At 56.7% G+C, this 14,866-nt stretch carries 12 protein-coding genes; 4 read left to right on the forward strand and 8 right to left on the reverse strand.

The window, feature by feature from the left end; genetic code table 11:
* Positions 1-14 precede the first annotated feature (14 nt).
* From AB1S50_RS03885 to AB1S50_RS03895, 3 genes are all read right to left on the reverse strand, one after another.
* Entirely contained in the window at positions 15-1,082 is a 1,068-nt protein-coding gene (locus tag AB1S50_RS03885) for an efflux RND transporter periplasmic adaptor subunit (protein WP_367149128.1), read from the reverse strand.
* Positions 1,083-1,143: 61 nt separating this feature from the next.
* Positions 1,144-1,680, reverse strand: coding sequence for a TetR/AcrR family transcriptional regulator (locus AB1S50_RS03890; protein WP_367149129.1), 537 nt, complete (start codon positions 1,678-1,680; stop codon positions 1,144-1,146).
* Between the two features lie 207 nt (positions 1,681-1,887).
* Positions 1,888-2,778 carry a patatin-like phospholipase family protein gene (locus tag AB1S50_RS03895; protein ID WP_367149130.1) on the reverse strand — a complete coding sequence of 297 codons (891 nt, stop codon included), beginning with the start codon at positions 2,776-2,778 and terminating at the stop codon, positions 1,888-1,890.
* Positions 2,779-2,931: 153 nt separating this feature from the next.
* Here AB1S50_RS03895 and AB1S50_RS03900 point away from each other — a divergent pair, with 153 nt between their 5' ends.
* From AB1S50_RS03900 to AB1S50_RS03910, 3 genes are all read left to right on the forward strand, one after another.
* A complete protein-coding gene (locus AB1S50_RS03900) occupies positions 2,932-3,426 on the forward strand; it encodes a PH domain-containing protein (RefSeq protein WP_367149131.1) in 495 nt (164 codons plus the stop codon).
* A 127-nt stretch (positions 3,427-3,553) separates the two neighbouring features.
* A complete protein-coding gene (locus AB1S50_RS03905; RefSeq protein ID WP_367149132.1) occupies positions 3,554-4,303 on the forward strand; it encodes an esterase/lipase family protein in 750 nt (249 codons plus the stop codon).
* A gap of 86 nt (positions 4,304-4,389) precedes the next feature.
* Positions 4,390-4,869: a GNAT family N-acetyltransferase gene (locus tag AB1S50_RS03910; protein WP_367149133.1), complete on the forward strand. Its 480-nt coding sequence runs from the start codon at positions 4,390-4,392 to the stop codon at positions 4,867-4,869.
* 43 nt (positions 4,870-4,912) lie between these two features.
* Here AB1S50_RS03910 and AB1S50_RS03915 read toward each other — a convergent pair whose 3' ends face one another.
* The 5 genes from AB1S50_RS03915 to AB1S50_RS03935 form a co-directional block, all read right to left on the reverse strand.
* On the reverse strand, positions 4,913-6,421 hold the full coding sequence (locus tag AB1S50_RS03915; RefSeq protein ID WP_367149134.1) for a PepSY-associated TM helix domain-containing protein: 1,509 nt from the start codon (positions 6,419-6,421) through the stop codon (positions 4,913-4,915).
* 81 nt (positions 6,422-6,502) lie between these two features.
* Entirely contained in the window at positions 6,503-7,063 is a 561-nt protein-coding gene (locus AB1S50_RS03920; protein WP_367149135.1) for a hypothetical protein, read from the reverse strand.
* A 406-nt stretch (positions 7,064-7,469) separates the two neighbouring features.
* Positions 7,470-9,692 carry a TonB-dependent siderophore receptor gene (locus AB1S50_RS03925; protein WP_367149136.1) on the reverse strand — a complete coding sequence of 741 codons (2,223 nt, stop codon included), beginning with the start codon at positions 9,690-9,692 and terminating at the stop codon, positions 7,470-7,472.
* Between the two features lie 593 nt (positions 9,693-10,285).
* Positions 10,286-11,863 (reverse strand): AbgT family transporter, encoded by a 1,578-nt coding sequence (locus AB1S50_RS03930; RefSeq protein ID WP_367149138.1) that lies wholly within the window; start codon positions 11,861-11,863, stop codon positions 10,286-10,288.
* Between the two features lie 250 nt (positions 11,864-12,113).
* Entirely contained in the window at positions 12,114-13,127 is a 1,014-nt protein-coding gene (locus tag AB1S50_RS03935; RefSeq protein ID WP_367149139.1) for a tryptophan--tRNA ligase, read from the reverse strand.
* 530 nt (positions 13,128-13,657) lie between these two features.
* Here AB1S50_RS03935 and AB1S50_RS03940 point away from each other — a divergent pair.
* Entirely contained in the window at positions 13,658-14,203 is a 546-nt protein-coding gene (locus AB1S50_RS03940) for an NUDIX hydrolase (RefSeq protein WP_367149140.1), read from the forward strand.
* Positions 14,204-14,866 lie beyond the last annotated feature (663 nt).

Genomic DNA, 14,866 nt, shown 5'->3' on the forward strand with positions numbered 1-14,866 from the left:
CAGACTCGGGCCGGTTACCGCGCTGACTGTTGTGCGTAGTTGCGCACCCTGGCGCCCTCATAAAGATGCTGGCCGCCGGCGGCAACCAATTGCATCGAGGGCCGCAAACCTGTGATGACCTGAACCATGTCCCCGTCCGTGACTCCCAATTCGACCGCCGCCTGGGACACCGACTGATCCCCATTGATCTGCCATACGAATGCAGCGCCGTCGGCGCCGGTCTGCACCGCGGACAGTGGTATCCAGAGCGCGCTTTGTGCAGGTTTCAGCGCCACTATTACGCGCGCGGTCATGCCCGGCAAAATCTGAGTGTCCTTGGGCCGCGGCATACCCAGCTCGACAATATAGGTCTGGGTCACACTGTCCGCCTCGGCTTCGTGCTCACGATATTCCAGCGGAAACTCCTGTCCCGGGAGTGACTCAAAAACTGCGCTGATAGAGGCGATGCGCTCCGCATTGACGGTTGCCAGCAGCTTCCCTGGCACCGATACCTGAATACGCACTTCCGATACATTCTGCACCCGAACAATCGCCTGGCCGCGCTGGACATTGGTGAAACTGTCCACCAGCTTGCGGGTTACCAGTGCGTCGAAGGGAACGGTCAGGCGGGTATAGGCGAGATCCTGCTGTGCATTCTCCAGCGCAACCTGCGCCAGCTTGAAGCGCGTCTCGGCCTCGTCAAATTGCTGTTCCGCAATCACCTTGCGCTTGGCCAGGGCCTGCTGACGCGAAACGGTTTTTTGCAGCAACTCCAGGTTGACCCTGGCCTCTTCAACCTTGCGCTGGTAATCCCGGTCGTCCAGTGTCGCGATGACGGTCCCTTCGGGAATAATCTCCCCCTCGCGAAAATCCAGTTTTTCCAGCCGGCCGCGAACCTGAAACGATAAATCTACCGTCTGTACCGCCCTGACGCGGCCGGCAAACTGCCGCTGACTGACATTGCCGTCGCCGGACACAGTGACCACTTTGACCGGCCACTGGCGCTCCACCTGCTCAGTTTCCTCACCGGAATTAAAGCAACCGCTGAGGACTGTCAGCGCCAGAGCGGCGCAAAAAAAGCGCTTGTTACCGGGTATTTTCATCTTATGCATCCATAAACCAGGGCTGTGCCCAAAGCACAAGCCGCCAAATAATAAAAGGGAGTTAATCGAGATCTTGCGCGAGCTTCAGCAGGCGTTCACGCAGCCGCCGAAACAGGGGGGCGTCTTCCTCAACCACCCCGAGAACCCGGCCAAAGAAAATACCGCGCGCGGCGCACAGCAGCAGCAAAGCCATCTCGGGGTCGCTGGAATCGTCACAGACTTTGTTGCGAATCCGCTCTTCCTGGTTCTTTATCGGTTCCAACAGCGCCGGGTCTTCGGCCACTGCGGCAATCAGTGAACGGGGCAGGCCAGCGGGTTCCTCCATCATCGCAAACAGGGTTTGAATCCGCGAGACCAGTAATCCTCCGGGCTGGTCGTTGCAATCCAGGTAGGCATTGGCGAGTTCGCTCTCGCGCGCCACTACCGATTGCAACATGGCCTGAAGCAGAGCCTGTTTACTGCCGTAGTGGTGCAACAGCCCTCCTTTGCTGAGGCCACAGCGGTTCGCCACCGCATCCAGGGTTAACTTGCGCGCACCATTTTCCCGCACCACATCCTCTGCAGCGCGAATGATGGCCTCTTTATCGACTTTCGACATGTGACCTCTTGGTTACTTTTGGTCAAAAAAGACCGGCTGGACGGTATGGTATCAGTGTAAAGCTTCAGGTCAAGCGGTAATTTGGGAGCAAGGTTACCCACCTGACCGGTGGGTACCGTTTTTACGACGGGAAGGGTATAGCCCTGGCAGGGCCGGACTGAAGAAAGCCCGGGAGGGGTTTTTCAACAACCTGCTAAAGCGGCCAACTCAATGGGTGGCGGGCATCGCACCCACACCGGCGGAATCGCGCAAAAACTGCCACCCCAGCGCCCTGCCGCATTCATAGCCCGACTCCAGCAAATCCGCCTCCTGGGTAAAGCGTTTCACCGGGAACTTCTCCGGGGGTGCGATAACGGCCATACGGCAATCCTCCGGTGGGGAGTCGATAAAATCCAGCGCGGAGTTGTAGCGCCTGCCCCGCTCCAGTACCGCCTCAAACAAACGCCCGTGCTGGTGGAAAAACTGCCGGATAAACTTGGGCGCCGAGCCCACCGGCTTCCTATAGCCACGCGCGCGCGACAGGATAACGGTGATGTCCCGGGCCCCCTGTGTATAGGCCCGAACAACCGGGATAGAGTCCGCCAGGCCGCCGTCCGTCATAGGCTCGCCATTGACCCTGGGGAAACCCCGATACACCACCGGCATGGCGCAGGAAGCCGGAAATACCTGGTGCATATTTGCGGCAGTGACCTGCACATAGCAGGCCTGGCCACTGTGGATGCTGGTCGTCACCGCATAGAGCGGTACTCCGTTTTCCGTATAGCGCCGGACATTGAGGGGCACTTCCCTATAGGAAGCGTGCCACAACCAGCTGATATCACAGAAATGGCCGCCCCTCAGATAACGGCGCCAATCGATAAAATCCGCTCGCAGAGCGTGATCCAGCAGCACCTGCCGGCTGCGCCCGTGATCTCCGGCCAGATAGCCAATCAAATTGGTGGAACCGGCGGAGACCCCGATCGCAAAGTCGAAGGGACAGTAATCCGCCTCCAGGAAGGCATCCAGCACACCGGCGGCGAAGATGCCCCGCATGGCACCGCCCTCCACTACCAGAGCGGATTTGGGCCTGCCGCCATCAACCTTGTCAGTTTCCATCATTACACCATCCGTCGAGTTCCAGTTTGTCCACCACAACCCGGCATCCCGTCAAATAACCCGCCGGTCAGGCGCCACGGAATGCCCTTTTCAAATCGATTCCTACCGCACTATGATTGCCACAACCGAGATCTGCAGCCCCTGTCTGAGTAATATATGCCGTCGACTGTTTTTCAAGCCCCCTGGGGCCGGCAGCTGAAATGGATCAGCGCACTGAGTGCGGCCCTGCTGCTGGCGATCCCGGCATTTCTAATGGTCGAGGCTCCCGACACACCGTCCCTCCTCCACCGTATTGCCGTCGCCCTGCCCCCCGCCATACTGGTATTGGGCGCCCTGTTTGCGATTCGTGGCTACGCGATCCAGAACAACACCCTGACAATTCTGCGGCCTGGCTGGAAGACCCGTATTCCACTGCAGGGCCTGGTAGAAACCCGGGTAGACCCACAAGCCATGAAGGGGGCCACGCGGCTGTTCGGCAACAACGGCCTGTTTGGATATATCGGCCTCTTTCAGAGCGACAGGCTCGGGCGCTTCAGAGCCTTTGCCACGGACCCGGACAAAGCCGTGGTATTGCGCTTCACCGGCCGCACACTGGTAATCACCCCCGACAAGCCGGAACGGCTAGTGGAAATATTGCGGCAACAACTGTGATGATGCAAAAGATAGCTGCTGTTGCTGTGCCTTTCCTATTGAATTGCCGCCCTTGGCATTTCTCCACACCACTTGCATACTCCATAGGGCATTTCACCGTTGAAGATGAGGCATCGCAGGAGCATCAATGAGAAGAGCAATGGTTACCGCAGCCATCTGTCTGGGCGCGCTGTCCGTCAATGCCCACTCTGCCTGCGTGATCCTTTTGCACGGTCTGGCCAAATCCGATGCGTCAATGGCAAAACTGGAGCGCGCCATCAATGCCTCTGGCTATAAAACCGTTAACGTGGATTACCCTTCCACAGATTTTCCCATCGAGGAGCTGGCCCACAGAGCCATAGGCCCGGCACTGCAGGCCTGCTCCGGCGAAAGCGAAATCAATTTCGTCACCCACTCTCTCGGCGGCATTCTGGTGCGCCAGTACCTGAGCCGTTACGATATCCCCAACCTGAATCGCGTGGTCATGCTGGGGCCGCCCAACAAAGGCAGTGAAGTGGTGGACAAACTGGGCAACTTCCCCGGTTTCCGGTTTGTGTTTGGCGAAGCCGGCCTGCAACTGGGTACCGGGGCCCTCAGTGTTCCCAGGCGGCTGGGGCGGGCGAATTTCGACGTGGGAATTATCGCCGGCACACGCAGCATCAACCTGTTGCTGTCGCAACTGATACCCGATACCGACGACGGCAAGGTCTCCGTTTCCAGTACCCGGCTGGAGGGCATGAAAGACCATTTGCAAATGCCGGTTACCCATGTGTTTATGATGAAGAACCCGGACGTTATCAAGCAGGTTATCCACTATCTGCGGCATGGCACTTTTGCCCGCGACGGCGACGGACAGGACGGCAGCGCTCAAGCCCCCGGACCCGATAGGCAGATGTAAAGCTGCCCGGTAAAGCCCTACGGCAGCCCCTCCAAATCCCGCTTCACTTTTCTCAACGCAAACACAAAGACAAGGTATTCAGAGAGATGCAATGGCAATGGTCGACTTTTGATAGCCTCTCAACTACCCAACTCTATGAAATACTGCGGGTCCGCCAGGAGGTGTTTACTGTGGAGCAGTTATGCCCCTACCAGGATGCCGACGGAAAAGACCAGTATTCCTGGCACTTGGGCTGCTGGGACGACCGCCAGGAGCCACCGTACCTGATGGCATACCTGCGCGTCGTATTTCCCGGTCACAAATACCGCGAACCCTCACTGGGGCGCGTGCTCACCACTGCACCCAGCCGCGGCACCGGCCTCGGTAAAGAACTGATCCGCCGGGCTGTCAATCACACCCTGAGCGAGTACCCCAACACAGCCATACGCATTTCCGCACAGGAACATCTGGCCGACTTTTACCGGGAATTTGGTTTTCAGCGGGCATCCGCCCCCTACGACGAGGACGGCATACCCCACATAGAGATGTTGCGGCCTCCCCCCAAAGTGGTGCCAGCCAACGATTAGCCCCGCTAACCGCTCGCGACCACACCACTATTCCTCCGGCAACTTATTGGATTGCCGGGTTAACAGTGACGCCAGCCGCACTGCCACTCCGTTGCCGGCTTAGAGTATAGAGGCACGACACCCCAATACCGGCGGCGGTCAGCAACCATACGCCATTGGCCACCAGCGCCCCCCGTACAAAAGAGTCGGTACCAAACATCACACCGTGCACCACAACGGCGAGCAGACAGGCCGCTATGGTTGCCCCCCTCAGAAACATCGACCAGCCGGCAACCGTACCTACAAAGGCGGCCACCACACTGAGGACGAGCACCACAATCCAGAATACCGGTGTCGCCGCAATGGCGAAGGCCAGATATGTCACGGCGCTGAGTGCTATGGCAAACGGAATACCCCACACCTGCGCCACCCACACTCGCTCAAGGCGCGGCACCGCCTCGCCCCGCTGGCGCTTGCGTAGAAACCAGATATTGATACCGGAAACCACCAGCACACACATGCCCACCCCCAGCAGGAAATAGGCGATCTTCACCAGGAAACCGGAGAAGTGGCCAAAGTGGAGGCGGAAAGTGGAGGCATACACCTGCTTTCCTGCATTTCCATCCGACCAACCCTCCTGGTGCAACAGGCGCCCCTCCGCGTCGAAACGGTAACGCTCACCCCAGATCAGGCGCCCCGGCACCCTGGTGGAAATTTCCACTGCCTGCCCTTCCCGACCCGGGTGGAAAATACGCAAGCGGTTCTGTTCCTGCTCCGGCGCCAACCGGGACATTTCCGCTAGAATTCGCGAAAAATCCGCCAGCGGCACCTGCCTGGCATCTTCCTCGATCACCGCCTTTTCGATATACAACATCGATTCCACTTTTTCGACATTACCGCCGTAGAAAAGCCCGGCAACCGCAAAAGCCACCACCTGTGACAGGCCGATAAAGGCACCGGTGACCGCAATAGCAAGGTGAAAAGGCGAAGCCCAGACCCCCAGTCGATTGTGTAAATCCACCTGCTGCAACCGCCTGGAGCCGGCCATACGCAGGGAAAATGCATCCCTGATAATATTTGGGTGCGCCAGCAGGCCGGAGAGGATCAGCGCGGTCATCAACACCCCGATCAATCCTACCAAAGGCACCCCCAACACCACCGGTAAATTCAGGGCAAAATGCAGGTAGGTAAGGAAATGCGTCCAGTCGTGGGCGACTTCGTCCTGCAGGGTACCATCCTGCCCCACATAGTATTCGGCACCGCCGGCCCGGACCGTCAACCGCGGCATAGCAGAATTGGGAATAGTAAAGGTGACCGATTTGAGCGCCTCACCCCGCTCCGCGGCCAGAGCCATGGCGTTCTCAGTGACGCTGCGGTAAACAGAGGGCTCCACCACCGCCAGGACTTCCCGCTCGTCAGCCTGCTCCCAGCGTTCAAATTCGTTGTAAAACACCGCCAGTGTTCCACTGACACAGACAATATACAGCAGGGTAGACAAGGCCAGCCCCAATATCGAGTGTCCATCGGTCATATCGCGCACAAAGGCGGGGCTTGGTTTGAGAGAAAGTTTCACATTTAATTCCTATTAACCCGGAAATTTATTGAGTTGCCGGGTTAACAACAAGTGGACATTGAACATAGTGTTTCAACAGGTCTATCCGGCCGGCATCAACCAGAGCCCACCAATCAGCGAAAAGGCCGCGAGCGTCGCGCCGGGACGCATCAGTATTTTGTCCGCACAACACCACACAACCGCCAGGGTCCAGACTGTGGTGGAACAAAAAGCCGCTGCTATCAGGCGGCTGCCGTCCGCAATACCCAAAACCCCGAATAACAGCAGGCCCGCCACCACACCGCTCACCGCCGGCAAAATCACCACAGCGAAAAAACGCGCTGTGCCCCGCAACCAGAGCCTTGCTGGCCGGGCCGCGCCATCAGCTTTTCGCTGCCGCTCCGGCGCACTGGGGCCTGTCGGCCATTCTCCCGTGAGGCCGATCAGAATAAACACTGTCAGCATTGCGATAAGGGTGGCGATACTGATCCCGTATTCAACACCCAGCGCAGAACTCCAAACCCAAGCGGATAACAACAACAATCCCCAGCCGAGCAAGCTTCGCACAGGCTGCGTGCCCTTGTGGCGCCAGGCCACATACAGCAACAGAATACCTGCACAGGCACTGGCCAGTCCGCCTGTGATGATAAGGAAACCCGGCATTAGCGCCCCTCGCTGTTATTTTCTGTCATGCGCTATCCGGCTAGGGCCTGTTGACACTAACTGAGATAGCCCTGCTGCCACTGGTTTTGTGGCCTGCAAGGCAGGAATTGCGCAGTGTGGTGGGTCCACATAAGCAATTTCTAACACCGCAGGGCGCGAAACCAGCGGCAGCCCTTCGGGTTGTGTCGGAAAAGGCGCGACTCTTCGTTGCTCGTCGCTCATTTGGAACAACCAAACTGCGCTCCTCGTGCCTCGATTGGCACCTTTTCTGCCGCAACAGGGCCAACTCCGTTAGTGTCAACAGGCCCTAACATCGGGCAATGCAAAATTCCGGGACACCGACGTCACTGCCCCCGCCTCGGGCCCGGCTAACCACCCGATTGCCAGACTAATAATTGCCTGACTATTAAAAGCGATAACGCGCTTCCGCGGTTACATAACGGCGCTCACCATAGAAACAGTCACCACGACTCAAACAGGATGTTGTGTGAATCTCATCGGTAAGATTTTTCGCATTCAGTTGCAACTCCCAGTTGGCCACAGTGTAACCGATGGTCGCATCGTACAATACATAGGAGGGGTTATCGGTGGGGAAATCCGCAAATATGGCATCATAAAAGGCGATCAATGCGGGATTGCCTCCCGCGCTTTGCACCGCAATATCGCGGTTCTTATCGATACCCGTATAGCTATCGCCCACATAGCGGGCTCCAAGCCCCAGGGACAGGCCCGGCACCCAGTCGCTAAAATCGTAGTTACCCCACAGTGAAAGCTGCTCCTCCGGCACCGCCTCCAACTCGGTACCAACCTCGTAAAACGCAAGGCTCCTGGTCACTTCGGTATTTATATGACTGTAATTGCCCACCACAGCCAGCTTGCCCCACTGGCCGCCGACCTCCAGTTCGACACCGTCAATCTCTACCTCTCCGGTTTGCACAAAAATACCGTCCTGCCCCGCGGTGAGCCGGTTTCTCTGCACAATTTCGTAGGCCGAGGCCGTAATCAGGATACTGGTGCCCTGTGGCTGAAACTTGAGGCCGGCTTCCACCTGTTCCCCCTCTACCGGTTTAAAGGAGCGGCTCAGACCATTGGGATCGGAAACTATGGGTTCGAAAGACTCGGAATAGCTGATATAAGGGGAAATGCCATTTTCAAACGCATACATCATACCGAAGCGCTTGGTAACAGCATCCTCTTTCTGCGGCCGGGTGTCCGCACCTGGATTATTACTGTCCACCTGGGATCTGGTCCTGTCCCTGCGAATCCCCGCATTGAAGATAAGGTTCCCTAGGTTGGCCTGGTCCTGCAGGTAAAAGCCCAACTGCTCGGCATCCGTGTTCGACTCGCTCCGCGGCAATTGCTCCAGCCCTTCCGGCACAAAACCGTACACAGGTGCAAAAATATCGATAGTTCCGCCAAGACCACGCCGCCTTAATACGCTGTTGTTCACCTCGGCATCCTGGCTGTCCAGGCCGAAGGACACCTGGTGTTGCAGCGGCCCCGTAGAAATTTTTCCGGACAGGCGCAGGTCAAAAATCAGCAGATCGCTGCTGGCATCGCTCATATAGACAGTCCGCGACACTTCGCGAATATCCTTTTGCAGACGCAGCGCAGAAGTAAAGTCGGCGTACATGGAATTGTAGTCAACCTCACCTTCGGAGTAGCGCAGCCCCGCATTCAGGCCCCAGTTTTCGCTGAACCGGTGATCCACCCACAAGCTGTAGGCTGTCTGTTCCGTATCGTACTTGTCCCAACCGGGTTCGCTCAGGAAAACATCCGTGGGAATGCGACCATTGACATTGTCTATCCGGGTACCACCCCAGGGCAGAAAGGCGGCGGTGGTGCCGGACTCGTCTTTTTGGTAATTGGCCAGGAAGGTAATTTCCGTATTGGCGTTCGGACGCCAGGAAATAGAGGGCGAAAAGAGGTTGCTGTTGTCCTCTACGTAATTGACTTGCGCATCCGCGTCGCGGCTGTAGCCCACCAGTCGGTAGAGCCAGGCCCCATCGCTGTCCAGTGCCCCGGTCACGTCGCCGGCCACTACCTTGCGGTCGTAGTCACCCGCCTGCAGCAAAAATTCACCGCCGAACTCACTCTTCGGGCGCTTGGAAACCAGGTTCACAATACCCCCGGTCGAGCCCTGGCCGTAAAGTACCGAGGAGGGTCCTTTGAGGACTTCTACCCGGTCAAATGCGTAGAGGTTCGCCCGGGAACTGGTATAACTGCCAAAAATGGACTGAAGGCCATCGATAAATAGTACCGGGTCCACACCTCTGACTGTGGACCAGTCACCCCGGGCATCCACTCCAAACAGGCCACCGTTCACTCCGGCTGAATACTGCAATACATCCTGCACAGACTTTGAACCGGTGACATCAAAGAAATCCTTGTCATACAGGGAAATAGAGAAGGGAGTCTCATCCACCGGAACATCCAGTTTACCGATCGAGGTCTCTCGCGACAGATCGAATTTGCCGGTTACGCTGACCTCTTCCAGGCCCGCACCGCCGCTCTCCGACGCCATCACTCCTGTAGAGCAGGCAGAAGCGACAGCCAACGGCAACAGTGCGCGTCTGAAGCCGGCTACCCGGGGGAAAATTTGCGGTCGCTTGGATTGGATTTTGTCCATGAAAGTCCCTCAATAGGCAAAGAGATCTACACCGATGCACAGTTCGACGGTGTATGAGCGAATTTGCGCGCATACTAATACTAATCATTCTCACTTGCAATATTGCTACACTCTTCCTGCCGATAATTTCCCGCGGGTAAGGCTTTGTTCCTAACAAAAAGGCTGGGAGTCAAACAATTGGACAGGGGGGAGAACCACACGGGATGCCATATCTGTTGGCATTTCGAAATACAGTGACTGCTGGACACCTGTTTACCCGGTCGCTCCATCAGTTGCCGGGTTGAGGGGGACAAGGATCTGTCACCGCCGGGCTAAGGCCGGCGCAAGGCCTTGGGAAGCATTCAATTCTGCCCCAAACCATAGGGCATCAAAGACCCCAATCGCATCGATAACAGGCACATCGAAAAGAGGTCACCCGGGGATTCATAGCAGAAAATACTTAGGGCCTGTTGACACTAACTGAGTTGGCCCTGTTGTGACAGAAAAGGGGCCAATCGAGGCAAGGGGAGCGCGGTGGACGCAGGGAGTTTTCCCCTGCGTCTGGCTGCATCTACCGAAGTCTGCGGCGACCCTTGGCCGCCGCCGATTGTGCTCTATGGATAGGTATAACTGGCCTGCAACCCCAGGGGCATACCCAGACTCCAGTAAATTACCAGGAACAGGGACCAGCAGAGCAGGAATACCACTGAGTAGGGAAGCATCATCGAAACCAGGGTACCAATTCCTGTGCTCTTCACGTAACGCTGACAGTAGACCACCACCAGGGGGAAATAGGGCATTAGTGGCGTAATGATATTGGTGGATGAATCCCCTACCCGGTATGCCGCCTGGGTCAGATCCGGTGAAAAGCCCACCTGCATCAGCATCGGCACGAAAATCGGCGAGAGCAGTGCCCACTTGGCGGAGGCGGATCCCACGAACAGATTCACAAATCCCACCAGCAGGATAATCCCCATCAATGTAACCGGCCCCGGCAGATCCATGGCCGCCAATAAGCCGCCGCCTTCGACCGCCAGCAGAGTGCCCAGACCGGAGCGGGCGAACTCAGCGATAAACAATGCGCAGAAAAACGCCATCACTATGTAGTAGGCCATGGAGCCCATGGTTTTGGACATGGCATCGATCACGTCCTTGGACCGCTTGAATGTCCCCGCTACATAGCCGAACACCACACCTGGCACTACGAACAGCAGAAAAATCAATGGCACTATGGACTGCATCACCGGTGCGCGAAATGAAGCCAGCTGCCCTGTCCCATCCCGCAACACAGAAGTTTCCGGCACCATCCAGGCAATCAGGCCCACTAGGCCCGCCGCCATTACCAGCAGCGACCAGCGCAGTGCCCACTTTTCACCCGGCCCCAGGTCCTGCATCGCCGGCATTTCCTCTTCGTCACCGTCGATCGCCACTCCCTTCAGCCGCGGTTCAATCACTTTGTCCGTGAGCCACCAGCCCAGCAGCACTATCACCAGGCAGGATGCCGAGGTGAAAAACCAGTTGTTGAGCGGGTTCAGAAGGACGTCCGGATTGACAATCTGGGCTGCGGACTGGGTAAAACCCTGCAACAGCGGGTCTATGGCCGAGGGGACGAAATTGGCGGAAAAGCCGCCGGAGACACCGGCAAAAGCGGCCGCGATACCCGCCAGGGGGTGGCGCCCCGCAGCGTAGAAAATGACACCCCCCAATGGGATAACCAGCACATATCCGGCATCCACAGCAGTGTGGCTGACTATGGCCACCAGAATCAGCATCGGGGTCAGTAGCAACTTGGGAGTCACACCCAGGAGCTTTTTGAGTACCGCATTGATGAATCCACTCTGCTCCGCCACACCGACGCCCAGCATAGCCACCAGTACCACGCCCAGCGGCGCAAAACTGGTAAAGGTAGTAACCATATTGGAGAGAAAGTACGCGAACTGCTCACCGGAGAGTAAATTGGAGATTTGTATCGCCTCTCCCGTAGCCGGGTGCTGCGCGCTAAAACTGACCCCCGACAGGAACCAGGACAACACCCAGACCGTCACCATCAACATCAAAAACAGTATCGCCGGGTCCGGCAGGCGGTTGCCCACCACCTCGATAAAATTCAAAACCCGGTTAACCCAGCCATTTTTACCCGAGCCGGCCTCACCATCCGCCAGCATACCGGTTCCAGATTGCACTTCACTCATTCTGATCACTCCCTTTTTATACTTAGTTGTTATTCTTCTGCTTGATTGTTTTTTCTCAACCCCGGGAGTAAATCCGGGGTGTGAAGCGGCATGACCGGCAAAGCCCCGCCTGCGCCCCTATTCCAACAAACCATCCCTTATGGATCAATTTGCCGTTCCTGCAATCCCCCTCTAATCACTCATGTTGCAACGGCTGGCACCGTTCTGAGCCCAATAGCCGCAAGGTCCCACAATCTGTTCGGTCGCCGGGTCAGGATCTTCCGATCTTGCGGATGCCCACCGCGCTGCGGAGCTGTTGCAGCGCCGGGACCGAGTAGGCTCTGGCTTTTTCCGCTCCCTTCTCCAGTTCCAGTTCAATCTGTGCCGGGTTCGCCAACAGTTCGCTATAGCGTTCACGGGCTTCCATCAGCTCGCCGTTGACAAGCTCAAACAGCTGCTTCTTGGCCTCCCCCCACGCAATACCACCGGCGAAGGCCTCGCGCATGGCCTCAGTTTGTTCCGGGGACGCAAATGCCTGCCAGATCTGGAATACGGTGGACGTATCCGGGTCTTTCGGCTCACCCGGCTCCAGCAGGTTGGTCCTGATTTTGTTGATATGCTTTCGCAGCTGCTTCTCGTCCAGGAACAGCGGAATGGTGTTGCCGTAGCTCTTGCTCATCTTGCGGCCATCGAGCCCCTGCAGCACCGCCACATGGTCGTCCACCACAGCCTCCGGCAGCACAAAGTGCTCCCCATAGTGATGGTTGAAGCGTTGGGCGATATCCCGGGCCATCTCGATATGCTGTACCTGATCCCTGCCCACCGGCACCTTGTTGGCGTTGAACATCAGGATATCCGCTGCCATCAGAATCGGGTAACTGTAGAGCCCCATGGTAATACCGAAATCCGAGTCCTCACCATCTGCGCGGTTGGCATCCACCGCCGCCTTGTAGGCATGAGCGCGGTTGATCAGACCCTTGGCGGTCATGCAGGTCAGAAACCAGGTCAGCTCGGGAATCTCGTGGATATCGGACTGGCGGTAGAAAACCACATTGTCGGTGTTTAGGCCCAGGGCCAGCCAGGCGGCGGCAATCTCCAGCGTCGACTGGTGTACCTGCTCCGGGTCCTGGCACTTGATCAATGCGTGATAATCGGCGAGAAAATAGAAAGAAAGGTTGTTCTCATCCCGGCTCGCGGCGATTGCCGGGCGAATGGCCCCTACATAATTGCCCAGATGAGGCCTGCCAGTGGTGGTGATGCCGGTCAAGACACGCTGTTTACTCATAGGTTTTCGAGATTCCATGCTACTAACTATCCAACTTTCGGTGGCCATAATACCGCCTTCAGAGCCGGGATAGTACGCCGCATTGCCATTCCCGGCTGCCGCCTGGGCCAGGGTGGGCAAAATTTGAGCACCCGTCGAGCCCTGAGGTCGGGAGCTGTTGGCGCCTGGGTGTCACAGCCCTGCGAAAACCGCTGGTCTACTGACTCTAAACCTCCCAAATTACTTAGGGATTCGGCATAAATGACGAAAATGCACCCATTGGTCACGGGCAGCAGCCGGCTGCCGCCGGGAGTGGAGTTTGCGGTGCCGGTAAAAGTGCGCTTGAATACGGATCTGCGCTGCGGACCGCCGCTAGCTCGCACAGCCAGAGATTGGTATTACTGGCGTAACAATTCGCGCAACCGGCGGCCGTGTCCCTTGCGGTGCTGAATCCCGTAACAGCAACCGCAGGGCCACAAGCAGGCCTAGCTGTTGCGCTGCTCTGAGCGCCCCGCAGCCAGCACTATGATGTACATACCCGGGGCCCAACTGTGATCGCCGCGTTACTGAAAAAATTCCTTGTCCTAGTCGTCATTGGCTGCCTGCTGGCAATTGCAGCCCTGCTGCTGTTTCCAACTTTGAAATACACCATCTACCGGGAACTTCCGGTAAACCTCCGCTGGGACATCTCCTATGTTTCCAGCGACAAATTTTTGGTGGGCATGGTGTTTCTGATCGAGCAGGACGACAAACTCATGCTGGTACGCCACAGCTATCAAAGTGCCTGGGGGCTTCCCGGCGGCTGGCTTGAACATGGAGAAACTATCAGGCAGGCGGTGCGCCGCGAACTGCAGGAGGAGATTGGTGCTGAATTAATCTCTACGGAAATTTTCGAAGTTAAAAAGCCCCCCTATACACCGGTGGTAAATATCGCTGTCAAATGTCAGATCAAGCTGGATCATGCCAGCTTTAACGACAATGAAATTACAGAGATACGCTACTTCTCCAAAAACAACCTGCCCGAAGACATACTCTATACCCATAAGCCCTATATCGAGCGCTATCTCAACGCATCCCAGTTGACCGCGACTCCGTAATATCCCGGGCGATCGATCCTTAAGCCTCTCCGGCCAGTGCATTCTTCAAAACCCGGGAACCTCTGATACTACCCCATAGTAAAAAGCTGCCAAAAGTGATTGAAAAACAGGTCCCGGATTCTCGGGAAACCAATTGCTGATTTCTGGTGTACTGCCAATGGCTTCGTCGGCTTCTGGGAAACTCTACTCGATGTCGTCTAAAGCTTCCGCTTGATTGAATTCTTTGCAAAAAGCGAATACCGTAGGGCTACTGCCCTAGCCTTCAGTCGTTAAACTGGTACAGGCAAAGAAAAAACAGCGAACAAACAGCGAACAAACAGATAAAAAACAGCTGAAGAATACCGCAATCATCGCCATGCAGCCCACGGGGCGCCCAGTAACGGCAGCGCCCGTGGGAAATCCATAGTCATAACAAATCATCGTCAAATAGGGAAGGACTACACCATGACCGCGTGAGTTAAGGCATAGGCGCCACCTCCCGGTGTTACGAGCACCGAGAGATGGCTAACCCCGAAAGATATCTAGCAGGCTGTTGATTTTCAGCCAGATTCAAACACGGTAATCGTTTGAATCCGCAATTCTCGGCCCAAATAGACGATTTAAGGCCATTTTTTACCCTTACGGGCCTTGGTGGCGAGCTTTCCCCGCCTTCAAGACGGACTA

This window comes from Microbulbifer discodermiae, assembly GCF_040742695.1.
Classification (GTDB): Bacteria; Pseudomonadota; Gammaproteobacteria; order Pseudomonadales; family Cellvibrionaceae; genus Microbulbifer.